Annotated in this window: 23 protein-coding genes and 2 riboswitches; of the genes, 8 read left to right on the top strand and 15 right to left on the bottom strand. The window is 47.4% G+C overall.

The window, feature by feature from the left end:
* Window positions 1-100: 100 nt before the first annotated feature.
* Window positions 101-376: a HesB/YadR/YfhF family protein gene (locus tag AR333_RS08210; protein ID WP_068774778.1), complete on the bottom strand. Its 276-nt coding sequence runs from the start codon at window positions 374-376 to the stop codon at window positions 101-103.
* A 58-nt stretch (window positions 377-434) separates the two neighbouring features.
* Window positions 435-1,667, bottom strand: a complete 1,233-nt coding sequence (locus AR333_RS08205) for an aminopeptidase (protein ID WP_068774777.1) — start codon at window positions 1,665-1,667, stop codon at window positions 435-437.
* Between the two features lie 425 nt (window positions 1,668-2,092).
* Here AR333_RS08205 and AR333_RS08200 point away from each other — a divergent pair, with 425 nt between their 5' ends.
* From AR333_RS08200 to AR333_RS08190, 3 genes are all read left to right on the top strand, one after another.
* Complete coding sequence (locus AR333_RS08200) at window positions 2,093-3,541, top strand: SulP family inorganic anion transporter (protein ID WP_068774776.1); 1,449 nt, start codon at window positions 2,093-2,095, stop codon at window positions 3,539-3,541.
* A 255-nt stretch (window positions 3,542-3,796) separates the two neighbouring features.
* A complete protein-coding gene (locus tag AR333_RS08195; protein ID WP_068774775.1) occupies window positions 3,797-4,777 on the top strand; it encodes a YpdA family putative bacillithiol disulfide reductase in 981 nt (326 codons plus the stop codon).
* A gap of 98 nt (window positions 4,778-4,875) precedes the next feature.
* Window positions 4,876-5,562 carry a DUF6483 family protein gene (locus AR333_RS08190; protein ID WP_068774774.1) on the top strand — a complete coding sequence of 229 codons (687 nt, stop codon included), beginning with the start codon at window positions 4,876-4,878 and terminating at the stop codon, window positions 5,560-5,562.
* 176 nt (window positions 5,563-5,738) lie between these two features.
* Here the strand turns inward: AR333_RS08190 and AR333_RS08185 are convergent, their stop codons facing one another.
* Entirely contained in the window at window positions 5,739-6,524 is a 786-nt protein-coding gene (locus AR333_RS08185; protein ID WP_068774773.1) for an alpha/beta hydrolase family protein, read from the bottom strand.
* 154 nt (window positions 6,525-6,678) lie between these two features.
* A riboswitch (SAM riboswitch) is annotated at window positions 6,679-6,799 on the top strand.
* Between the two features lie 84 nt (window positions 6,800-6,883).
* Here AR333_RS08185 and AR333_RS08180 point away from each other — a divergent pair.
* The 3 genes from AR333_RS08180 to AR333_RS08170 are packed head-to-tail and all read left to right on the top strand — an operon-like array spanning window position 6,884 to window position 9,446.
* On the top strand, window positions 6,884-7,909 hold the full coding sequence (locus AR333_RS08180) for a methionine ABC transporter ATP-binding protein (protein ID WP_068774772.1): 1,026 nt from the start codon (window positions 6,884-6,886) through the stop codon (window positions 7,907-7,909).
* Window positions 7,896-8,555 (top strand): methionine ABC transporter permease, encoded by a 660-nt coding sequence (locus AR333_RS08175; RefSeq protein WP_068774771.1) that lies wholly within the window; start codon window positions 7,896-7,898, stop codon window positions 8,553-8,555. Before AR333_RS08180 ends, AR333_RS08175 begins: the two co-directional genes overlap by 14 nt.
* Before the next feature lie 39 nt (window positions 8,556-8,594).
* Window positions 8,595-9,446 carry a MetQ/NlpA family ABC transporter substrate-binding protein gene (locus AR333_RS08170; protein ID WP_068774770.1) on the top strand — a complete coding sequence of 284 codons (852 nt, stop codon included), beginning with the start codon at window positions 8,595-8,597 and terminating at the stop codon, window positions 9,444-9,446.
* Window positions 9,447-9,597: 151 nt separating this feature from the next.
* Here AR333_RS08170 and AR333_RS08165 read toward each other — a convergent pair whose 3' ends face one another.
* The 4 genes from AR333_RS08165 to AR333_RS08150 form a co-directional block, all read right to left on the bottom strand.
* The gene (locus tag AR333_RS08165) at window positions 9,598-10,470 is read right to left on the bottom strand and encodes a sugar phosphate isomerase/epimerase (protein WP_068774769.1); all 873 of its coding nucleotides are present in this window, start codon (window positions 10,468-10,470) and stop codon (window positions 9,598-9,600) included.
* A 21-nt stretch (window positions 10,471-10,491) separates the two neighbouring features.
* Entirely contained in the window at window positions 10,492-11,550 is a 1,059-nt protein-coding gene (locus AR333_RS08160; RefSeq protein ID WP_068774768.1) for a Gfo/Idh/MocA family protein, read from the bottom strand.
* A gap of 253 nt (window positions 11,551-11,803) precedes the next feature.
* Window positions 11,804-14,128, bottom strand: coding sequence for an ABC transporter permease (locus AR333_RS08155; protein ID WP_068775170.1), 2,325 nt, complete (start codon window positions 14,126-14,128; stop codon window positions 11,804-11,806).
* 2 nt (window positions 14,129-14,130) lie between these two features.
* Window positions 14,131-14,835, bottom strand: coding sequence for an ABC transporter ATP-binding protein (locus AR333_RS08150; RefSeq protein ID WP_068774767.1), 705 nt, complete (start codon window positions 14,833-14,835; stop codon window positions 14,131-14,133).
* A gap of 508 nt (window positions 14,836-15,343) precedes the next feature.
* On the opposite strand from AR333_RS08150, the gene AR333_RS08145 reads away from it, so the two are divergent.
* The gene (locus AR333_RS08145) at window positions 15,344-15,643 is read left to right on the top strand and encodes a hypothetical protein (protein WP_068774766.1); all 300 of its coding nucleotides are present in this window, start codon (window positions 15,344-15,346) and stop codon (window positions 15,641-15,643) included.
* Between the two features lie 126 nt (window positions 15,644-15,769).
* Here the strand turns inward: AR333_RS08145 and AR333_RS08140 are convergent, their stop codons facing one another.
* The 8 genes from AR333_RS08140 to AR333_RS24930 all read right to left on the bottom strand — a co-directional run bounded on the left by AR333_RS08140 (window position 15,770) and on the right by AR333_RS24930 (window position 21,684).
* A complete protein-coding gene (locus AR333_RS08140; RefSeq protein ID WP_068775169.1) occupies window positions 15,770-16,333 on the bottom strand; it encodes a DNA-3-methyladenine glycosylase I in 564 nt (187 codons plus the stop codon).
* A 31-nt stretch (window positions 16,334-16,364) separates the two neighbouring features.
* Window positions 16,365-17,213, bottom strand: coding sequence for a TatD family hydrolase (locus tag AR333_RS08135; protein WP_253735741.1), 849 nt, complete (start codon window positions 17,211-17,213; stop codon window positions 16,365-16,367).
* Between the two features lie 79 nt (window positions 17,214-17,292).
* Window positions 17,293-18,063, bottom strand: coding sequence for an ABC transporter ATP-binding protein (locus AR333_RS08130; RefSeq protein ID WP_068774765.1), 771 nt, complete (start codon window positions 18,061-18,063; stop codon window positions 17,293-17,295).
* Window positions 18,064-18,078: 15 nt separating this feature from the next.
* Window positions 18,079-18,840 carry an ABC transporter permease gene (locus AR333_RS08125; protein ID WP_068774764.1) on the bottom strand — a complete coding sequence of 254 codons (762 nt, stop codon included), beginning with the start codon at window positions 18,838-18,840 and terminating at the stop codon, window positions 18,079-18,081.
* A complete protein-coding gene (locus tag AR333_RS08120) occupies window positions 18,837-19,130 on the bottom strand; it encodes an MTH1187 family thiamine-binding protein (RefSeq protein WP_068774763.1) in 294 nt (97 codons plus the stop codon). Before AR333_RS08120 ends, AR333_RS08125 begins: the two co-directional genes overlap by 4 nt.
* A 44-nt stretch (window positions 19,131-19,174) precedes the next feature.
* The gene (locus tag AR333_RS08115; RefSeq protein WP_068774762.1) at window positions 19,175-20,194 is read right to left on the bottom strand and encodes an ABC transporter substrate-binding protein; all 1,020 of its coding nucleotides are present in this window, start codon (window positions 20,192-20,194) and stop codon (window positions 19,175-19,177) included.
* A gap of 72 nt (window positions 20,195-20,266) precedes the next feature.
* Window positions 20,267-20,379, bottom strand: a riboswitch (TPP riboswitch).
* A 95-nt stretch (window positions 20,380-20,474) separates the two neighbouring features.
* Entirely contained in the window at window positions 20,475-21,323 is an 849-nt protein-coding gene (locus tag AR333_RS08110; RefSeq protein WP_068774761.1) for a patatin family protein, read from the bottom strand.
* Between the two features lie 220 nt (window positions 21,324-21,543).
* Window positions 21,544-21,684: a hypothetical protein gene (locus AR333_RS24930; protein ID WP_172798807.1), complete on the bottom strand. Its 141-nt coding sequence runs from the start codon at window positions 21,682-21,684 to the stop codon at window positions 21,544-21,546.
* A gap of 244 nt (window positions 21,685-21,928) precedes the next feature.
* Here AR333_RS24930 and AR333_RS08105 point away from each other — a divergent pair, with 244 nt between their 5' ends.
* A complete protein-coding gene (locus AR333_RS08105) occupies window positions 21,929-22,246 on the top strand; it encodes a hypothetical protein (protein WP_068774760.1) in 318 nt (105 codons plus the stop codon).
* The last annotated feature ends 3 nt before the right edge of the window (window positions 22,247-22,249 follow it).

Genomic DNA, 22,249 nt, shown 5'->3' with positions numbered 1-22,249 from the left:
ACAGTTCCTATGGAGCTGTTCTTTTTTTTGCCCTCTTCAAGCAGCACAAAGAGCCTTCGCCGATACGAAAGCTCTCTGCGCCTGCTATAGGGATGAACACTCATACACGTGAAATCGAAATATCTTCCCCGTTCCCGTCGATCACAAGATCTCTGCCTTCCAGATACCAAATGTCGCTCTGTTCCATAAAGAAGCTGATCCCATCCTCCTCGGCAGTCATACCGGGATAATGCGGTGAATCTTTCATAATACCGAACGTAAAAGCGTCTTCTCCGCCTCCGCTGTAACGGACAAAAATACGGACTTGATCGCCGTTCTGAAAGCCCCAGTCACCTTTAAAACACGCAATTGCACCCGCCGATACACGGATTCCCATCTCGGCCGCGCCTCCTTCCACTGTCTAAGATTTACTGTTTGAGATTCCTCTCTTCTTCTTAAGTGATCCAATTCCCGCTGCGGAATATAGGTTCCATGGTACCGTCGGGCAGTTCACCGTCAATGTCCAGATCAGCGGAGCCGATCATGAAATCGACATGCGTCAGACTCACGTTACCCCCATGCGCTAACAGCTCTTCCGGGGTCATCTTAGTCCCATTCTCCAGAGTAAACGGATACGCGCTGCCTAATGCAAAGTGGCACGACGCATTCTCGTCAATTCCCGTATTATAGAAAATGCGGCCCAGATTCGAAATAGGCGAATCATGCGGAACGAGCGCCACTTCACCCAGGTAATTCGCCCCTTCGTCCGTTTGCAGCAGCGAAGTCAGATGCTCCATCCCGACTTCTGCCTTGTAGTCAATCACCTTGCCGTCTTTAAAGGTCAGCTGGAAGTTATCTACCAGCCGTCCGTTTAAATTAAGCGGCTTCGTGCTGCTGACCGTACCGTTAACTCCGCCCCGTTTAGGCATCGTAAAGACTTCCTCTGTCGGCATATTCGCGACGAAATACACGCCCTGCTCGTTGACCGAACCGCCGCCCAGCCAGAGATGCCCTTCAGGGAGCTCTACGGACAAGTCGGTACCCGGAGCTTTATAGTGCAGTCTGCGGTATTTCTTGGCATTCAGATGCTCATGTGTCTCGGTCAGCTGTCTGATATGCTCCTGCCACGCTTCAATCGGCTGCTCCTGATCGACCCGGTTAAACCGGAAAATCGTCTCCCACATAGCCTCGATTTGTTCGTGCTCAGGCAGCTCGGGGAATACCCGGGCCGCCCACGCTTTGGTCGGTGCCTTGACCAGGCACCAGCTGAACTTGTTGCTCCGCACGTAGCTTTGGAACCGCTGTCTGGCTATGGAGGCCGCTTTGCTTGTCCGGGACACCTTCGAAGTGTCTATCCCATTGAACAGCTGGGGGTCCGGCACTTTTATATTGAGCAGAGCGCCGCCGCTTTCCGCGATTTGCTCCATCATTCTCGCTGTCCATTCCGGGTAGAAAGAGAAAGATTCATCCGGTGCGGATTCGTAACGGATCCGGGTCGTCGCTTCATCGCTCCATTCCACCTGCACATACTTTGCCCCGGCTTCATAAGCCTTCCGTACAATGATCCGCGTAAATTCAACCGATTCGATCGGCGACTCAATATATAGGACTTGGCCCGGCTGAATATTCACCCCGACTTTAACGACTAACTCTGCATATTTGTCCAGTTTGTTCTCAAAAGAATTCATATTTGCCGCCCCTTAAGGTTAAATTTTATGTAGATAATCTTGTCCAAGTATAAATTACTGCCATACCCTAACTTTACTCCTCACCCTCGCAAAAAGAAAGTCCGGTACGTTTGTCAGTCAAAGCTCCCTGGGCCTCTCTTGAAATAAAAAAGATATTAACGATTTCCGGACAGAAACCTTTTTCTCTTATTATGAAGTCTTATGAATGAATGAATACAAGTATATAAGGCGAAAAATAAAGAAATCAGGGGAATACAGGAGTAATCGGTAGAAAATTCCTTGTTACAACCTGTTTTTAAGCAAGAGACGATTAGAATCGAATTCATTCCTCCGCTATAATGTCACCTAGTTAATCATCGGCCCCGACTTTTCTGAGAGTGGAAAGTCATTATCCAAATTGTATAAACACGGGAGGATTATTTGTCTTGCTTACTCAACTGAATACGACCTGGTTTTCCAATCCGCGCAGTGATATTTTATCCGGCATAACCGTCGCCCTTGCGCTCATTCCGGAAGCCATCGCGTTCTCTATCATAGCGGGTGTCGACCCTATGGTGGGACTCTATGCGTCTTTTTGTATGGCTGTTGTCATTTCGTTTACAGGCGGCAGGCCGGGCATGATTTCAGCGGCTACTGGTGCTATGGCGCTCCTGATGGTCACGCTTGTGAAAGATCACGGACTGGAATACTTGTTTGCGGCTACCGTTCTCACGGGGATTCTGCAGGTGATTCTCGGGTTGCTCCGGCTTGGCAAGCTGGTCAGGTTTGTACCCCAATCCGTTATGACAGGCTTTGTCAACGCGTTAGCCATTCTTATTTTTGCTGCTCAACTGCCACATTTTATCGGTCAAAAGTGGGTCATGTATGCACTCGTTGCGCTTACCCTGCTGATTATCTATGTACTGCCCAGATTTACCAAGATTATTCCTTCGGCTCTTGCAGCCATCCTGATAATATCGGCCATTACGATCGGCTTCGGCATGGATGTCAGAACCGTCGGTGATATGGGACAAATTACGAGTACCTTGCCTTTGTTTCATTTGCCGATGATCCCTTTAAATTTTGATACGCTTGCCATTATTTTTCCATACGCCATATCACTTGCACTAGTCGGAATTCTAGAGTCACTTCTCACCGCAACGATCCTGGATGATATGACGGATACGCCAAGTAACAAGAACCGGGAAGTACGCGGACAGGGATTGGCTAATATCGTCACCGGTTTCTTTGGCGGTATGGCAGGCTGCGCCATGATCGGACAGTCCGTAATTAATGTTAAATCAGGCGGACGCACCCGTTTATCCACACTAGTCGCAGGTATATTTCTCCTATTCCTCATTCTTGTACTGGGTAAAGTGGTTGAACAGATTCCCATGGCTGCGCTGGTCGGTGTCATGATCATGGTATCGATCGGAACTTTTGACTGGAAATCCATTCCCGGGTTAATCCGGGTACCGCTTTCGGACGCAATTATCATGATCGTTACGGTTAGTATTGTAGTGGTCACTCACGATCTTTCCAAAGGCGTATTCGCGGGCGTGCTCCTGAGCGCAGTAGTTTTTGCTTACAAAATGTCCAAAATCCGTGTTACGCGGACTTTTCAGGGAAACACTGCAACCTATCAGGTGCGCGGTCAAATGTTTTTTGGCACAACCACCCATTTTGGCGAACAATTTATCTATACAGACGATTCTGACCGTATTATCATTGATTTCAGCCAGTCCCATATATGGGATTCGTCCGGTGCTGCGGCTCTTACGAAAGTGCTGACGAAGTATCACCAGATGAACAAACGGGTATCGATTACCGGTTTGAACGCAGATAGCAGGCATTTGGTGGAGCGTATCGGCGTTACCGCTGGCGGGACGCATTAAGCAGCGCAGCTCTGCAATTTACGATTACCAGACTCAGACTCAGACTCATTTCAGGACGGCATTGCTGCATAGGTCCCTGGAATGAGTTTTTATTTGGCTCTTACTCGGCCCATTCCGGCAATCCGGGGCAGCCCAGTTGTTTTTGAAGCCAAGATTGCGTTACTATGAGAATAAAACCGTCGCCACTCTACATGTCAGACGCAAGTCCTAAGATCTTACGCCTGTCTTCATCCGTGACGGAAGGAGGCTAATTCAATGGAACAAGTTGTTATTATCGGAGCCGGCCCTTGCGGAATTTCTGCAGCCGTAGAAATGAAAAAAGCGGGGATTCCCGCGATTGTTATCGAGAAAAACTGTCTGGTACATTCGATTTACCAGTATCCGACCCATCTGCAGTTCTTTAGTACCCCGGATCTGCTGGAAATCGGGGATGTTCCATTTACTACACCGAATGATAAACCGTTCAGACAAGAGGCTCTGCATTATTACCGTAACGTAGCCAGACATTACGGGCTGCAGATCCGCAGCTATGAGGAAGTGACCTCCATCCGTAAAGAGGGAGATTCCTTTCTTGTGCGTTCCGTGGACCGTGCGGGCAAAGAAATCGTAACGAATGCCAGCCAGGTCGTCATTTCGACCGGATATTTTGATACGCCTAATCTGCTCGGAATTCCAGGCGAAGATCTTCCCAAAGTCACGCATTACTACCGGGAAGCTCATCCATACACGAACATGAAAGTAACGATTATCGGGGGAAATAACTCTGCCGTGGATGCCGCTTTGGATCTGATGCGGGTCGGTGCGGATGTAACCGTTGTTTACCGCGGCGACCAGATGTCAGCCAGCATCAAGCCTTGGGTGAGACCAATCTTCGAGAGTATGGTACAAAAAGGCCGTATCCGCATGCTGTATTCCTCTCGGGTTGTAAACATCGACGATCTGACCGTAACGATTGATGAGAACGGGATCGAAACAAGCATCGATAATGATTTCGTACTCGCTCTGACCGGATTCCGGCCGGACCGGAGCCTTCTTACCAGTTCGGGTGTAGAGCTTCAGGGAGAGTATTTCCAGCCGGTCTATAGCCCCGATACGATGGAAACGACCACACCCGGACTGTATGTAGCCGGCGTCATCGCTTCGGGACATAATGCGAATGAAATCTTTATCGAGAGCGGACGTAAGCACGGCAAAGCGATAGCCGATCATTTGCTTACCCTACGCGAGAACCGGTAAGCAGTTAAGGAAGCACGAATATACCTCGCATCGTTTAATTCTAGACTCTTAGGGGCTAGGCGGCAGAACTGAAACGCTTCATAACGGAGGGGATTCATTTGTTCGAACGCAAAGACTATCTGATCACCATGATTTCCAGAATGATCGAAGCCATCGCAAGCCGGGTCGCTAAACTCCGCAAAGAGAACAAGCATGAAGAAGCGCTGGAAGCGCTCGGAGAACTTTATGGAAAATTCTATCTCCCCCCTGCCAAAGTTCTCGGATCCGTACAGGAGGAAGATGCGTTTCGCATGCTCCGAACAGGACCGGCTCTTAACAACGAGAAGCTGGTCGCGGCAGCCAGGCTGCTTCGTGAAGAAGGCGAGATTTATGAGGATATGGGACAGGAACGGGAAGCCTATCAGCGACGTGCTAACGCCCTGTACTTGTACTACCATGCGGCCGAGCAGGGTGCCGATACCAAAGATATTCCGGTACATGAGGAAATTACGGCCCTTCAGAACCGGCTGAAAGCTTACCGTTTGTCCCCTGCCACCCATTTTAAACAAATGGAATACTTCGCAGCCCGGGGCCGCTTCGATGAAGCCGAGAACATCCTGTATGAATTGGGACGTGAGATAAGTGACGACAGGCAGCTTCCTGAATGGGGATTACATTTCTACGAACGGCTGCTTCATTTGAGCGATCGGGAGCTGGAGGACGGCGGACTTCCCCGCAGCGAAGTCGAACTCGGACTCCAGGAATGGAAATCTGCTTGGCCCCGGCTCGAACAATCCGTCACATAACTGACAGCTGCATTTGTCCGGATATCAGAAAACCGCTGCCCTAAGGCAGACGCCAGTTTCGCGTATGCGCTGTATGGCAGCGGTTTTCGCACAAGGACCAGCCTATACAGCTGCACCCTTCAGTCGGTTCTTTAGTTATTCAGAGATTCTTCTCGGCTTGGGCTACTAAGTTAACTTCATTCGTTATCTTTGAGTCCGTTCACAGGAAGCCAGTTCAGCACCTTGGCAATCTGCCTGTCCCAATAGGCCCACTCATGAGCTGTGCCTTCTTCCTCTTCGTAGTGGGACGTAATTCCGAGGTTCAATAAATGATCGCGGAAAGCCGTATTCTCCTCAAAGAGAAAATCGGTTGTTCCGCAGCACTGATATAACCGGGGAAGCGTGGTCTTCTCTTCGGCGGCTTTGGCAGCCAGTGCAAAAAGATCATTCTCCGCCGCAAGTTCCCTGCCTTCTCCGAAGATTAACCGGTAATCATGCGGAACACGTTCAGCCATCTCCTGCACACGCATAGCTCCCGACAGACTCGCGGCGGCTGCAAACCGATCGGGTTGGCGCAGGGCCCACTTGAATGCGCCATACCCTCCCATAGAAAGACCGGCGACAAACGTGTCCTCCTGCCGGTCCGATAATGGGAAGAAGGACTGGCATACCCTCGGAAGCTCTTCCGACAGGAACGTCCAATAGTTGTACCCGCAGGCCATATCCGTATAGAAGCTTCTTCCGATATTCGGCATAACGACAGCGATTCCGAGCGGAGCCGCGTATCTTTCGACAGCCGTGCGCCGCATCCAGATGGAATGATCATCGGACAGGCCATGAAGCAGATACAGCGTGGGGTGTTTGCGCCCGGACGACCTGCCTTCCATTCCGATTTGTGTGGTCGTCTGCTCGGGCAGAAGAACATTCACTGACGTAGATACACCCAGTACTTCCGAATAGAAATCACATTGGATAAATGCCATCTTAATCTCTCCTGACTTTGGTTAAATAACCCATGGTGAAATAATGATTGACTTACCAAACTCCGTTAGGTTATACTCGGAATTGTCTTTTTCAACGAATGAAGCAATAAAGAAGCAATCCCTTAGCAAACCAGACAACTGTATATGCTAAATTTTCTTATCAAGAGTGGCGGAGGGACAAGGCCCGACGAAGCCCGGCAACCGATTGCAGCGATTTCACGCAATGACATGGTGCCAATTCCTTCAGAATCCTAATCGGTTCTGGCAGATGAGAAGGTCATTTTCGATATCCGAAAAGCCCTTTTTGTCCTATACAAATCGGGTTTTTTCTTATTTTTCCGAGCAAAGAAGGTGAAGCTATGATCAAGCTGCAGCAATTGAGAAAAGAATACCGCAGCGGTTCGCATACAACGCATGCCCTCAAAGAAATCAATCTCACGATTGAGAAGGGTGAAATTTTCGGTATTATCGGTCATTCTGGCGCCGGTAAAAGCACGCTCCTCCGGAGCATCAATCTTCTGGAACGTCCGACCGAAGGAAAGGTTATTGTGGATGGAGTCGATCTCACATCCCTGAGCACGAAGCGTCTGCAGGAGCAGCGCCGCCGCATCGGCATGATTTTCCAGCACTTCAACCTCCTCTCTTCCGCAACCGTGGAAGAGAACATCGCTTTCCCGCTTCGTTTGGCGGGGACAAGCAAATCCGCGGTACAGGCCCGAGTCCGCGAGCTGCTGGATCTTGTCGGCCTTGGCGAGCAGGGCCGCAAATACCCCGCACAGCTGTCCGGCGGACAGAAGCAGAGAGTCGGCATCGCTCGCGCGCTTGCAACGAATCCGGACGTGCTGCTGTGCGATGAAGCCACATCGGCGCTCGATCCGCAGACGACGAACTCGATTCTGGCTCTGCTGCTCGACATTAACAGCAAGCTGAATATCACAATCGTGCTCATTACGCACGAAATGCACGTCATCCGCTCGATTTGTGACCGTGTCGCCGTTATCCACGCGGGTCAGATCGTCGAGCAGGGGTCTGTTGCCGAGGTATTCATGAAACCCCGGCATGGAGTTACCAAGCAATTTATCGAACAGGTAGCCGACCCGGTGGAACTGGATGCAGCTGCAGCAGATCAGACTGATGTCAGCGGCACCGTAATCCAGATCAATTTCCTGGGTGAGACGACTTACGATCCGATTCTATCCAGAGCCGTGCAGCAGACCGGCGTCACCTTCTCGATCTTGCAGGGAACGATTTCCCGGATGAAAAACACGCCTTACGGCCAGCTTGTCGTAAGGCTGCAAGGACCGGCCGAGGCCGCAGAGCAGACCATCGTCCTGCTTCGCGAGAGCGGCCTTGATGTGGAGGTGTACAACCATGGATTGGTCTAGACTCGACTGGAGCGAGATCGGAACAGCTACTAATGATACGCTTATTATGCTTGGATTATCCGCCGTGTTTACTTTCGTAATCGGACTGCCGATCGGAATTCTGCTCTTCCTGACTTCCAAAGGCAACCTGCTGGAGAACCGGCTGTCCAATATTATTTTGTCCTTTGTCGTCAATGTGCTGCGGTCTGTCCCGTTCGTCATCCTGATGATCGCGGTCATCCCGCTTACCAAAGTACTCGTGGGCACATCCATTGGCGTCAAAGGTACTATCCCGCCGCTCGTCATTGCAGCGGCGCCGTTCTTCGCACGGCTGGTCGAAACGGCCCTGCGCGAAGTGGACCGCGGCATTATCGAAGCCGCACAATCCATGGGTGCGGGACGCGGACAGATCGTACGCCGAGTCCTGCTTCCGGAAGCCCTGCCGGGCCTAGTCGCCGGCATTACGATCACCACGGTCACACTGGTGTCCTACACCGCGATGTCCGGGATGATCGGCGGCGGCGGACTGGGTGACCTGGCGATCCGCTACGGCTACCAGCGCTTCCAGACAGAGGTCATGATCACGACCGTCGTCATTCTTCTTATCCTGGTGCAAATTTTGCAAATGATCGGAGACCGTCTGGTTCTTCACTTCACGCGCAAATAATGCGATAAATAGAATACATTAAAGGAGGAAACCTGCAAGATGAAAAAGAATACACTGTTCGTCTTTATCCTGATTATCGCCCTGGCTGCTTTGTCGGCCTGCGGCAACAAGCCTGAATCCGGTGCAACACCTTCCCCTGAAGGCGGTACTGGCTCCGGGAATGCCCCCAAAGAAGTAACGCTCAAGGTGGGCGCAAGCGCCGTTCCTCACGCAGAGATCCTCGAATCCGTGAAGGACAAGCTCAAAGCAGAAGGTGTCACTTTGGAAGTTAAAGTATTCACCGACTATATTCTGCCGAACACTCAGCTGAGCGAGAAACAGCTCGATGCAAACTTCTTCCAGCACCAGCCTTACCTGGATCAATTCAACAAAGACAAAGGAACAAAGCTTACCAGCGTAGGCGGCGTTCATATCGAGCCTTTCGGCGGATATTCCCGTAAAGTAAAATCCGTTGATGAAATTAAAGACGGAGCAACCGTAGCGATCCCGAACGATCCTTCGAACGGTGGCCGCGCTCTGGCCCTGCTTGAGAAAAGCGGACTGATTAAGCTTAAAGAAGGCGTTGGTGTCTCCGGTACTGCGAAAGACATCACCGAGAACAAGAAGAACCTGAAAATCAAAGAGCTCGAAGCAGCCATGCTGCCGCGCGTACTGGACGAAGTTGAGCTTGCCCTGATCAACACCAACTATGCGCTTGAAGCGAAGCTGGTACCTGCGAAAGACGCTCTTTTCATCGAAGATAAAAATTCGCCATACGTGAACATCATCGCATCGCGTGAAGATAATAAAAATGCAGAAGCGGTTCAAAAGCTGATCAAAGCTCTGCAAACGCCAGAAGTTAAGAAATTCATCGAAGACAAGTACCAAGGCTCCATCATTCCAGCATTCTAATTACAGCAGAACTGGCTTATTACCCCAGAGTGTTCCATGACTGGGATGCAGGAACGAAAAACCTTTCCGCCGGAAGTCCGGTTGGAAAGGTTTTTTGGTGCGCCGATAATGTCAGGCGGCGTGCTTGTCATAGCCCGGCCAGCCGTTCTTATTAACGGTATGCTTTAATAAATTCGACTGCTTTACGGATATCTTCGGCAGGGTTATCCCCTACTTCACGCTCTATCGTCAAATAGCCTTTAAATCCGATATCTTGAAGCGCTTTGAAGTACTGGTCAAAATCAACCTTCCCTTGACCCAGCGGAAGCTCTTCGAACAGCTTGCCTTCACGCAGCATGTCTGCAATACGCTCGTGTCCCATCGGCTCAAAGCCTACCGCTCCATATAGAATGCGCGGGTCAAATTCCTGATGACGCAGGCCGTCTTTTACATGGGTGTGTACGATATAGTCTTTGAGCGTATATACGCCCTGTACAGGATCGTCACCTGTAACCATGATCATGTTAGCCGGGTCAAAGTTAACGGAGACGCCATTAGTGCTAAGCGTGTCCAAGAAGCTTTTGAGATGGGCGGCCGGCTCAGGGCCTGTCTCAATTGCAAAGTAGGCGTTCATGCTTTTCGCATATTGTCCAAGCTCTTCACATGCTTCCTGCATGGCTTCGAAGATTTCGTCCTGCTCGGAAGGAACGATCCCGATATGCGTCGTAACAATATTCGTACCGAGCTCCAGAGCGAGATCCATTACGCGCTTGGATTTCTCGATCTTTTCTTTATTGTCCGCCCGCACCTGGAAACCGTGTCCGCCGAAATCGCCTACCAATGCGGATACCTCAAGCCCGAGTGAATCAATGTACGCCTTAAGCTCTTTGCGCTGAGCCGGGTTCAGGTTGTCCGGGTACATTTCACCTTTGATGGCATAAATTTGAACGCCGTCTGCTCCAACTTCTTTGGCTTTCTGCAAGCCTTCACGTACAGGCAGCCCGAAGCTGTCTACAATAACGCCGATTGGATTCGGAATACTCATATAGCTGTTTACCTCCGACTATTATAATTCGATTTCTTTGCCTGCCGCACTGGATTCATAAATACCGCACAAAATTTTCATCAGCTCTAAGCCGTCTTCAACGGGTGAAATCGTCTCATGGTTGCCCAGACAGCAGCCGACGAAATGATCCACTTCACGAAGGAAGCCCGCTTCAAAATCAAAGGTCAGGTGATCAATCTGTGGAGTCTGGTTAAGAATTGTGTTATGTTTCTCCGTTACGATCATCAGTTCAGGCTCGATTTCAGCTCCGCCTTGGTCGCCGAATAATTTAACGGAAATTTCATCTTTCTTGGCATGCAGGGTAAAACTTGCTTCTACGGACAGCGCCGCCCCATTCTCAAAACGGATCAGAGCAGAAGCCATATCTTCTACCGTATTCTTGGCCGCATCGTAATCCGCAGCCTTATAGAAGCTTAAATTCTCAATATGTGAACGATTGCCCAGCTTGTCATATGTAACTGCAGATACGGACTTCACCTTTGGCTTGCCCATCAAATACCAGCATAGATCTATTACATGAACCCCGATGTCGATTACAGGCCCGCCGCCGGAGCGTTCCACATCAGAGAACCATCCGCCGGGATTGCCGAGACGTCTCAGCACAGTAGCTTTGGCATAGTAAATCTCGCCTAGCTCACCCGCTTCAATAAAACGTTTGGCTACGTTTGTATTCGTTCCAAAACGGCGCACAAATCCGACCTGCAGCACCTTACCCGACTTGCGGACGGCTTCCTGTACTTGTTCTGCTTCTTCTACAGTCTTACACAGCGGCTTCTCTACAAGTACGTGCTTGCCTGCTTCTACAGCAGCCTTACTTATTTCTGCGTGCGTATTGTTCCATGTGCAAATGCTTACTGCATCAATTTCAGGATCGGCTAATAGCTGGTGATAGTCGGTAAACGTTTTCACAGCACCGTATTTATCAGCCTTGGCCTTCGCCCGCTCCTCGTTCAGATCGCATACCGCATGAATTTCGACTTGGCTGTTCTTTGCGTACGCGCCGAAATGATACTCGGAAATTGAGCCGGCACCAATGACACCGATTTTAAGTTTTGACATGCTTCTCCTTCTCCTCCATTGTCTATAGAGTTCACTCCTCCTCCATTCTTGCATGAAAAGGAAACGTCTTCAAGCTAATTTAAGGAAGCAGTGAACATTTTTTTAATTATAGTGATTAATATTATTTATCGTTTTATAACCTGCACTGCAGTACAAAAAGCATACCTGATTTAACTGGTATACTTTCCTTATTATCATAATAACGTATTTGCTTCTGCCTTCATTGTAGGGGCCACATAAAGCTACAGCTTTATCATTCGATACTTTTTAATGATTCGATCATACTTATTTGGGCTACTTTTCTCCTTAGCAGCAGGTTAGATACAACGGTGAGTAAGAACGCTAGAATAACAGAGATCATTATAATAATAATATTTAGTTTATCCAGGATTTGTTGATGGGTGCTGGACAGTGCCTTTACAACATTTGAATACATATACCCGCTTATCGGCAAAGCTGCAACTACTGCAAATGTGGTCAGTATGATGTTCTCAAAAAATATAAGCCTGTTTATTTTATATTTTTGGTAGCCTAAAACTTTAAGTGTTGCAAGTTCACGGTTCCTTTCGTAAATGTTTATGGAAGAAATCGTATACATGGCGCCAAAGGAGAGTACAACGGCACAAATGATGAACATAATAAATACAAAACTGTTCTGTTTCACTATATATTGAGCTGTTTTCTTCAGATCATGCTTGTCTGTAATTGTGTCTACTTGAGGATCTTGTTCAAAATAGGCACGAACGTTTGCGAGATCTTTCGGGCTGTCTGCTTCAACTAAAAGCGAGGTTGGGCTGTAATTTATGTCAAAACTCTTTAAATAGGCGGGTGTGGAATAAAAAGCGGGATTCGAATACTGGGTGGATATATGTATAACTTTCATATCTATCGTTTTATTCTCAAGCTCCGGTGCTGTGAACTTTACTTGGATGGTATCCCCTTCTGCAATTTGATAGTTGTCGGCGTAAGATTTGGGTACCAATAAACCATTATTTTCCAAGAATAACTTCTTGTCATATTCGTCAAAGAAATGAATGAGATTATTTTCTTTTTCCGTAACGACTAACGTCGCATTCTCCTTTTCGCCATCTTTTAAGAACACAACTGGAAAGGCTGCTAAATCATAACTTTTTGTAATTCCAGAGGGCAGTTTAATCGAATCAGAATTCGTTCCCCTCGTATAATCTACTCGTAAATCATAGGAATAAACATCTTCAACTTGGCTGGCTACTTTTAACAAGGCTGATTGCGTACCCAAAGCAGTTATCAATAAAGCCGTGCTTACAACAATACCGACTGAGCTCACTAATGCTTTTTGTTTATTTAAAAATATATTTCTAAGAATGAGCTTGTAACTATAAGAAATACGCGTCCATAAACCCGGAATTCTCTCGATCCCTATCTTTTTCATCGTTTTTGGCGGTTTAGGTCGCATAGCCTGAGCTGCTCGTTCTTTGAGTATTTTTCTGCCGCTGAAGTAACAGGAAAGGAGTCCAAAAGCGCTGGAGAAAATAATAGGAGGAATGAAAGAAAAAATAGAAAGGGAGTATGTAATGTCTGGCAGAGAGAAAGACCTTGCACTCGACGTAGTTACAAATGGAATAAATACAAAAGCAGCAACGAAAGAACCCAGGATTGAGCCCGCAATCCCGGCAAGCACAGGGTATCCCATGTAATGAAGCATGATATTTCGGTCTTTAATACCCAAAGCCTTCATGATCCCTACTTGATTTCTTTGCGAATCTATAATCATCGACATGGTAAGAAACAGGATAACAGCTGAAATCACAAAGAGAACGAAAGGGACAACCTTACTCATCAATCCATTATTTTGAATCGTTTGATTGATTTTGGAGTAAGCGAAACTCCGTTCTTTACTTACTTGATCCAAATAAGCAAGGTGCTTGGTCCGGGCTTCAATGGTTTTACCTAATTGGTCAATATCCATACCTTCCACAGCATCAATGATAATTTCGTTATAGAATAAACTTCCTGCGATTTGGGGTACAGCTTCTTCGGCCATATAAGCTACCCCGTAGGTTTTGTGGTCTTGCGTTTCGTTCTTTTTTACATGCTCGACATTTTCTCCCAAGCCGCTAATTGTAAACGTAAAGTCTTTTTCGTTCGCACTTATACGGATTTGATCGCCTACACGATACTGATGCTCCCTGGCATAACGGGAATCTAAGAAAATCTCATCCATTGTTGCCGGGATACGCCCCTCCATCATAGCAAGTGTATTAATTTCATTTTGGTCCGGGATCGAATGAATCTTTAAGGAAGCTTTGTAATCTTCAAAGACCTGCACGGCATCCAAGGTATAACGTTCTTCAACTTTCGTTATCCCTTCAATTTGGCTTAAGTCAGCCACATCATCTTTCGTAATGTGCTTATAATATACATTTAAGTCACTTAAATTATGTTCTCGAAAGTAAGCCTTCGTATAAGCGCTAAGCTTATCACTGTATGTTACCAGCCCCGCATAGAAAAAAGCTCCTACTGCGATTATCAAAACTAAGGCCATAAACTGTCCGAGCGATTGTTTAATATCCCTAAGCAATTTCACAAATAATTTCATTATCACCACTCAATCCCCTCAACACTTTGTTTATTCTCGTTGATCGTAACGCTTTCGATCCTCCCGCTCTTCACCTTAATCACTTTATCAGCCATAGGAGCAATAGCGGAATTATGTGTGACCAACACGACGCATTTTTCCGTTTCCCTGTTCAAATCCTGAAGAAGCTTTAAGACGGCCTTGCCGGTCATGTAATCCAAAGCTCCTGTCGGTTCGTCACAGAGTAAAAGCAGAGGATTTTTGGCAACAGCTCTGGCGATCGCCACTCTTTGTTGTTCGCCTCCCGAGAGCTGGGAAGGGAAATTGCGGAGCCGCTCGTGCAACCCGACTTTATGTAGTATATCTCTAGCATCCAGATGATTTGTACATACTTCAGTTGCAAATTCAACATTTTCCAGAGCGTTTAGATTTGGAATTAAGTTATAGAATTGAAATACAAAACCTACTTTCTCCCCGCGGTACTCTGTTAACTTTTTTTCATTAAAAGTAGTAATTTCTTGATCACCAACAAACACTTGACCTGAGGTAGCCGTATCCATACCCCCGAGTATATTTAAAATCGTACTTTTACCCGCGCCGCTTGCACCCAAAATAACGACAAATTCTCCCTCTGATATCGATAAATCAACACCATCCAGAGCTTTAATCGGTACTTCTCCTATTTTGTATTCTTTCGTTACTTCTTTAAATTCGATTAACTTTTTCACTTATTGTATCTCCTCGCAAACTATTTTTTTGAAGCTTCTTATCAGGAAAATTCTTCCTTTTAGTGGTTTGATGACACTACTTAATGTCCGCGAACTAACGGGGCAGCGTCCGAATTGTAACCATATCCCTTTTATAAATGTTCCTCCCATTTATGGATAAGTTGATCTGCGCAATTAAGTTGATTATACGAACGCACATCAAAGGGAACAACCATCTCGGGTCCATCCTGCACCTGGACCAAAGTCGGGCCCAATCAAAAAAGCACCCCATTTCCCATACGGGAAAGGAGTGCTTTTTTGATTGATGCACAAACTCGGGCATACAAGCGTTACAGGAGGGACTAGGTCTTCGAGTTTGAGAATAATAGGGGATTGTTTGTCCATAATTAATTGCCATTTTAAGAAAAAATATGGAAAAACATCTTCACATCAGAACAAACGTTTGGTATACTAATAACAAACATTCGTTCGCTTATCTAAAGATAAGCGGCCCAAGGAGGGTCTTGCTATGAGTCTGTGGAAAAATGTCCGCTTCATCGAACGCGATTTTTGGTTTCAGAAAATGTTGAATGATACAGATTCTCTCCATCCATGGCAGATCGACAGCTTGCTCGGTGAGACGAATGCTCAATGGGATGACCTGACTTTCAAGTTTTTTGCTGACGGTTCCGTCACAATTATAGATAACGATACAGACAGCCGAGTTTCACCCCGTGAGCTGACAGGAGCAGCGCTCGATTTCTTCATCCGTAAGCGCATTGAGTTTATCAAGGCCAGCTTGGAAGAGAAAATCCTGTTGTACGCTTGATTAATTCATCGCTATTCCGCGGTAAAGAAAGGGAACCCCGGCACTTTATCCTGGTTCCCTTTCAATCCTTTTTATCTGAATGCTTCCGAGCTTTCACCCGTCCATCCTCCACCAGTTTCTCACATGTCATTCCGAAGAATATCTGAAACACGATGTCAAATGGTCATCGACCATCCCTGTAGCCTGCATGTAGGCGTAACAGATTGTAGTACCGACAAACGTAAATCCGTCTTTTTTGAGCGCTTTGCTCATAGCGTCTGATTGAGCTGTTGATACAGGAACTTCCTGGAGGGATTTCCAGTGGTTCTTGACGGGTTCGTCACCTACAAACTGCCAAATGTACCGGGAGAAACTGCCGTGTTTCTCTTGAATGTTCAAAAACGCCTGTGCATTCTTAACAAATCCCCGTACTTTAAGACGATTGCGAATGATACCCGGGTCATCCAGCAATTCAGCGATTTTCTCTTCATTATATCTTGCAATTGTGGCAGCATCAAAGCCGTCGAATACCTGCTGATAATGTTCTCTCTTCTTTAGGACCGTATACCAGCTTAATCCTGCCTGTGCTCCTTCTAAGCAGAGCATCTCGAACAGTTTCCGGTCATCTTTCTCCGGAATGCCCCACTCATGGTCATGATAATCTATGTACAACTGGTCTTTATTTACCCATCCGCAGCGGTTAATTTCCATTTCCATTCAATGCCTCCGATTAAACTTTTTGCTAAACCCGATACTCACCGATCCTGTAAAATCGGCTAGTATTCGAATAGATGCGGGCTGCCGTTTCTTCGACGCCGGCTCCCTTAATGGCCGCAATATGCCTAACAACATCCGCCACCATAATAGGATGAGTCAGTCTGCCTTTGTATTGACCTTCAAAAGGCCACGGTCCATCGGTTTCTACCATAATCAAATCCAGCGGATAAACCGAGACGAGTTTTTGAATGTCCTCTTCATAGGCTATATCCGGTGTAACGGATATACAGTACCCCGAATCTATCATGCGGTTAACTGTCTCATCCGAACCTTTAAACCAATGAAAATGCGCACGTTGTATGTGATGCTGCTGTAACAAGTCTATTACACGTTCGGCGTCCTCATATACAGCATGAAGAATAATAGGTTTATTATGGCTGGCTGCCAAACGAACAAACTTCTCCAGCAAATCGTAGTAAGGCTGAAGCTCAAATGAACGCTTTTGTGATTCGGCTTCCTTCCTCATATAGTAAGGCAGTCCCACTTCGCCTACCGCCACAGCATCCTTAATATGTTTCTCCATCCATACCAGAAGTTCCTGCTGCTGTTCTCCGGCAGGGAGCTCCTGCTCAGGATGAAAACCATAAGCTGGCTGAATCAGGTTTGGATACTTCTCCGCAAGCTCTTTAGTTTTGAGACTGGAAGCAAGATTCATTGAGACAGCTATAACAGCGCGTAAGGCAGGATGGTCTGCAATCTCTTGAATCATGACATTTCTCTGCATTTCTTCATAGAGATCAATGTGAAGATGAGAATCAATAAATTGCAACGTTTCATTCATGATTATATCCTGACCGCTTAACCTTTCTTTCATATGGCTGTCCCCCCCCTTCTAGATAAACCTCCACCTACTCCATTGGTACAAAAAACCGCGGAACGCGGAGTCTGATCTATCAGCTTCCACTATCCACAGCTTTCAGCAAATCATATAATTCTCTTCTCATGCGGATAAATTCGGGCTCTTCCGGGAGATGCTCTGACCGCGGCCTCTCGAAAGGCACCCGTACTTCTCTCACAATTCGAGTCGGTTTATTAGAAAGCACATAAATCCGGTCAGAGAGCAGCAGCGCTTCCTCCAGACTGTGTGTGATAAACAATACCGAACGTTTATTCCGCTCCCATATGTTGAGCAGCCAGCGCTGCATATCCTCACGGGTAAGAGCGTCCAGCGCCCCGAATGGTTCATCCAGGCACATGAGTTCTTGCGGACTTAGTAAGGCGCGCAGAAAGGACACACGCTGCTGCATACCACCGGATAGTACACCCGGGAATTCACGTTCATAGCCTTGAAGTCCAACCTTGCCGAGCCATTCTCTGGCTAACCGCAGTGATTCATGTTTGGGCAAGCCGGCTATTTCGCGTGTCATAATGACATTCTCCTCAACGTTTCTCCAAGGAAACAGAGAAGCTTGCTGCGGCATATAGCTGACCAGACCCTTCATTCCCGTTACCTCTCTGCCATCCAGGTAGATGCCGCCGGACGTGGGCTGGATCAAACCGCCAATCAAGTGGAACAAGGTAGTCTTCCCGCTGCCGGATGGTCCCAGGATGGTAACGAATTCGCCTTCTTTCACATGCAGATCGATCCCGTCCAGCACTTGCACTTCACGTTTCCCTTGTACCTGGAAAGACTTAGTAAGGTTCTTTAGTTGAAGCTTGGTCATGCTTGCTCACCCCTGTCATGGTTTAGCCGTCTTCCAGCTTACAATCCACTTCTCAAGCAGAGCAATTGCACCGAACAGCAGAAGACTAAGGACGACAATCAGGACAATCGCGACGAATACCCGATCGGTGCGAAAAGAAGACTTGGATAAGAGCATGAATACACCAATCCCTCTATCCGAGCCAAGCCATTCCGCGATAACGCCGCCCATAACACTGTACGTCGCCGAGATTTTGAGGCCCGAAAAGACAGACGGAAGTGCGTAAGGAAGTTCGAGTTTCCAGAACAATTGACTCCTGCTGGCTCCAATCATTTGTAAATACCGGTGCATTCCTGAATCCGGATTCGATAATCCCCCGAGGGCAGCCACCGTTACCGGAAAGAAACAAACAAGTGCAATGACAATAAGCTTAGGCAGGATTCCGAAGCCGAACCAGATCATAAGCAGAGGAGCAAGCGCAATGGTCGGGATATTCTGCGACAATACAAGCAGCGGATAAAAAGCTGATTTCATGCCGGGTGTCACATGAAGTACACATGCGATAATAAGGCCGAGGGCGGAACCGATCGAGAAGCCAAGCAGCGTTATCGTGACGGTGTGACTGATATGCTTGCCCAGCACAGGAGCCTGGCGAAGACCTTCTTCTATAATCGTAAGCGGAGCCGGAAGTCTCCATGTAGGTGTGCCTGCTATCATGACGCCAAACTGCCATAGAAGCAGGAGAAGGATGGCCGTAAGAAGAGGCGGCCATCCTTTGTTCCAGATCGAGCGGATCATGAACGGTATTTTTCCGTTAAGCGATCCATCGATGCGCCCTCGGGATTGTAATAAATTTTGACTTGAGAAATGACACTTACGCTTCCGATTTCCATCATAGCTTCGTTCATTTTTTTGACAATGTCGAGCAGTTCGCCAAGCTCGCCCTCCATCGTCGTTTCAAGAGGATGAACTTCATACCGAACGCCAGACTGCTGAATGATTTCTATAGCTCGGTCCACATAAGGAATGACGTCTTCCCCGTTCTTGGTTTTAGGAATAATTTGAATGCTTACTAGTGCATTAGCCATTGTGAAATCCCTCCCAGCTGAATGATGAATTGTATTGCTCGATACTAAGAACCGGACGGCAGAAATTGGTTTGTGTAAGCTTTATCCGCATCCAGTCCCTTCTCCAGAAGCTTGTAGTCCTGCATCCATTTGGCATAATTCTCCCAAACTTCCTTCTTCTGTTCACCCCACCGCGGCGCATCGTCCTTATATTTGGGACTCAGCCACTTTTGGCTGGCGAGTACGAGATTCTTATCCAATTCCGGAACGGCTGCCGAGAGTACTTCAGCCGCCTCTTCCGGTTTATCGATTGCAAACTGATACCCTTTGGAAGCGGCTGCGAGGAATGATTTCACGAGTTCTGGTTTATCTCCAATCATTTTTTCACTTGTAGCCAGAACAGGTGTATAGAAATCCAACTGCTTGGAATATTGCGTGAGGTATACCATGTTGATCGGTTCTTTGCGGAGCTCCGACTCAATGCCCGTCCACCCGTAATAAATCCAGGCGAAATCAATATCCCGTTTTACCGCTGTGAAGAAATCGGCTTCCCCAATATTAACGATTTTAACTTTGGAAGGGTCCGCCTGATTGTTATTCATAAGAGATTCGATCATGGCATTCTCGTTCGGAGAACCCCACCCTCCATATACTTTGCCCTCGAAATCTTTGGGCTTCGTAATATTCTTGGCTTGCGGTGAAGCAAAACCGGACGTATTGTGCTGAATAACTGCCGCGATGGAAACAATCGGCACCTGTGCGGTTCTTGCCAAAGTAATTCCTTCCTGGTTACTGACGCCGAACTCAGCCGCTCCGGAAGCAACCATCGCATCCGCTCCGCCGGCCCCAGGTTGGATGATGTCTACATTAAGACCCTGCTCCGCAAAATACCCTTTGGCTTTGGCTACATACAAGCCAGTATGATTCGTGTTCGGTGTCCAATCCAAAACGACCTTAATATTCGTGACAGGTGCTGCCGCTGACGGCGTAGTTCCCGGACTCGGCTGGCTTTCTTGGGCTCCGCAGCCCGATAGTGCGACCAGGAATGCTGCTGCAATTGCTGTTGTTCGGTAAAACCGTTTCATAGTCTTCTCCCCCTCATTCTGGGCGGAGCAAACATCAAAAAGCGCCCCCTGACCGGGAGCGCACTCAAAGACTACGAGAATTCGTACGTTTTCCTACGCTGGCATTATCCAGATCAGGTTGTAAGGGTCAGTATCTTATGGGATACAATCTCAGCCGGCCAATTCCAGCACCCCTGCTTTTATTCAGTTGTCCGCATTTCTGGGTTAATTATAGCATACCACCCGGGTTTGTCTAGCCAATTTTAGCCGACATTCTGCGGGCCTTTTGCAGAACGGACAGTTAAACCAGCCATTCGCGCAGCCTGCTCGCCGTCTGGCTGGCGTCTTTGTAACCAAGATCGTGAAGAGCTTCTAACTTCGAAGAGTCTTTCTCCATTCGACCCACTTTAACTTGGGCAGAAGGGCGGATGACGAGCACTTTCCCCTCATCTTCCATCCTCTCGATATCTTCCAAAGTCCGGTTATACACGAGACTTCGCTCCACAAGAGCACGAACCAGACCGGGGTAGCCGGGATAGAACCGCTGAGCGAACCACTGTTGTTTGAACGGTTTCTTGCGGTAACCTCTCGGACGCGTCAGAATAATGATATTGCGTTCATTACCGTCTCTTATCGATTGATGAATCGGGATAGGCGCCGAGATTCCCCCATCGAACAACGTGCGATTATCATGTTGTACGGGCTGGGAAACAAACGGCAGCGATGAGGAAGCACGGATGAGCGACAGCGTCATATCCAGCGCTTCATTTTTCCGGTAAAATACCGCCTCCCCGCTGATAGCATCTGTTGTGCCAATAACCAGCTCGTTACCCCTGCCATAAAATGTCTCAAAATCAAACGGGACTAAATTCTGGGGAATTTCATTGAAAATAAAATTCATGCCGAAAATACTGCGTTCCCGCATTAAATTCCGGTAACTGATATATCTTTTGTCCGTAATGAAGCCGATAGTAACTTTCTTATTCCGTCCAGGCTGCCGGGATAGATAAGAAGCCGCATTGCACGCGCCTGCAGAAACTCCGATGACATAAGGAACGTACCAGTCGTTCTCCATAAAATATTCCAGGACACCTGCGGTATAGACTCCCCGCATGCCTCCTCCTTCAAGCACTAAACCAAGTGAGTTCATCTCTTCTCACCCTCCTGTCCATACCAATTATTATCCAATATGATTAGCATACAACAATTTTAGATATAAACAAAATCCGATGGACAAGCAAGGAATCAATCCAGCATAAGCATATCTATCTATCCTCATATGATCTCTCGTTCTTTCATACAATCTTACTTTTACAGACAAACAAAGACACTACCCATTAAAGGATAGCGCCTGTTTCAAAAAAGAACACCTAAGTCTGTTCGTTTTTATCGATTTCATTAAGATTCGGCGGGTAAACCGATGCTTTACGCGCATTCAAAGTAATGATTTCTTCTTTTAAGCGGCTTTTGTTCTGTTTGTCGTCAATTTTGTTGGATTTGTTAAACGGCATTGAGAATCACCTCCGGTCTGCCTCATCATTAATAAGATGTCCCAAAAGCTTACCCTCCATTACATACCCAAACAAAAACAGCGATTGAATAATATCAATAATTCAGAAATTTCTGTCGAATAAGCGCCTGCTTTATCACTTTCTGCGCTTACCCAGGAAATATTTCTGCTGCGGGAAATAAACAATCGAAGCATGAAGAGGATCCGAATTGCGCATCGTAATGAACAAAGGAGGCTGATACAATTTGGTAGAAAGTCAGCAGCATCAACAATATATTGAGCACGCAGTCGAAGCTGCAGATGCAGCAATTCTGAACGCACAAGAGGCTGAACACGAACTGCAGGGCGCTATTACGCTTGCAGACCCTGTCGCCATACAGCGGGCACAGGCTAAGCTGGGTTCGGCGAAGCGGCAGGTCAGAGAAGCCCAGGGTCAAATTCAATCTTTTGACTCGCAGAAATACGGTCAACAATTGGAACAGACAATCCAGCAGCTTCATCAGGCCGCACAAGATCTGGAAGTGTCCGAGGACAAATTTCATACACCGCGACAAATTCGTTAAGCC

Origin of the sequence: Paenibacillus sp. FJAT-26967 (assembly GCF_001541095.1) — a bacterium.
In the GTDB taxonomy this organism is placed as follows: domain Bacteria; phylum Bacillota; class Bacilli; order Paenibacillales; family NBRC-103111; genus Paenibacillus_F.
This window is presented reverse-complemented; position numbering and strand designations above follow the sequence as displayed.

Bases quoted from the DNA above. Each gene is read 5' to 3' on its own strand.
- AR333_RS08130 (WP_068774765.1), bottom strand. From the start codon at position 18,063: ATGACCAAGCTTCAACTAAAGAACCTTACTAAGTCTTTCCAGGTACAA.
- AR333_RS08205 (WP_068774777.1), bottom strand. From the start codon at position 1,667: ATGAATTCTTTTGAGAACAAACTGGACAAATATGCAGAGTTAGTCGTT.
- AR333_RS08125 (WP_068774764.1), bottom strand. From the start codon at position 18,840: ATGATCCGCTCGATCTGGAACAAAGGATGGCCGCCTCTTCTTACGGCC.
- AR333_RS08135 (WP_253735741.1), bottom strand. From the start codon at position 17,213: ATGAAAGAAAGGTTAAGCGGTCAGGATATAATCATGAATGAAACGTTG.
- AR333_RS08160 (WP_068774768.1), bottom strand. From the start codon at position 11,550: ATGTCAAAACTTAAAATCGGTGTCATTGGTGCCGGCTCAATTTCCGAG.
- AR333_RS08145 (WP_068774766.1), top strand. From the start codon at position 15,344: ATGAGTCTGTGGAAAAATGTCCGCTTCATCGAACGCGATTTTTGGTTT.
- AR333_RS08185 (WP_068774773.1), bottom strand. From the start codon at position 6,524: ATGGCATTTATCCAATGTGATTTCTATTCGGAAGTACTGGGTGTATCT.
- AR333_RS08180 (WP_068774772.1), top strand. From the start codon at position 6,884: ATGATCAAGCTGCAGCAATTGAGAAAAGAATACCGCAGCGGTTCGCAT.
- AR333_RS24930 (WP_172798807.1), bottom strand. From the start codon at position 21,684: ATGCCGTTTAACAAATCCAACAAAATTGACGACAAACAGAACAAAAGC.
- AR333_RS08115 (WP_068774762.1), bottom strand. From the start codon at position 20,194: ATGAAACGGTTTTACCGAACAACAGCAATTGCAGCAGCATTCCTGGTC.
- AR333_RS08170 (WP_068774770.1), top strand. From the start codon at position 8,595: ATGAAAAAGAATACACTGTTCGTCTTTATCCTGATTATCGCCCTGGCT.
- AR333_RS08120 (WP_068774763.1), bottom strand. From the start codon at position 19,130: ATGGCTAATGCACTAGTAAGCATTCAAATTATTCCTAAAACCAAGAAC.
- AR333_RS08195 (WP_068774775.1), top strand. From the start codon at position 3,797: ATGGAACAAGTTGTTATTATCGGAGCCGGCCCTTGCGGAATTTCTGCA.
- AR333_RS08140 (WP_068775169.1), bottom strand. From the start codon at position 16,333: ATGGAAATTAACCGCTGCGGATGGGTAAATAAAGACCAGTTGTACATA.
- AR333_RS08155 (WP_068775170.1), bottom strand. From the start codon at position 14,128: ATGAAATTATTTGTGAAATTGCTTAGGGATATTAAACAATCGCTCGGA.
- AR333_RS08210 (WP_068774778.1), bottom strand. From the start codon at position 376: ATGGGAATCCGTGTATCGGCGGGTGCAATTGCGTGTTTTAAAGGTGAC.
- AR333_RS08175 (WP_068774771.1), top strand. From the start codon at position 7,896: ATGGATTGGTCTAGACTCGACTGGAGCGAGATCGGAACAGCTACTAAT.
- AR333_RS08165 (WP_068774769.1), bottom strand. From the start codon at position 10,470: ATGAGTATTCCGAATCCAATCGGCGTTATTGTAGACAGCTTCGGGCTG.
- AR333_RS08110 (WP_068774761.1), bottom strand. From the start codon at position 21,323: ATGAACTCACTTGGTTTAGTGCTTGAAGGAGGAGGCATGCGGGGAGTC.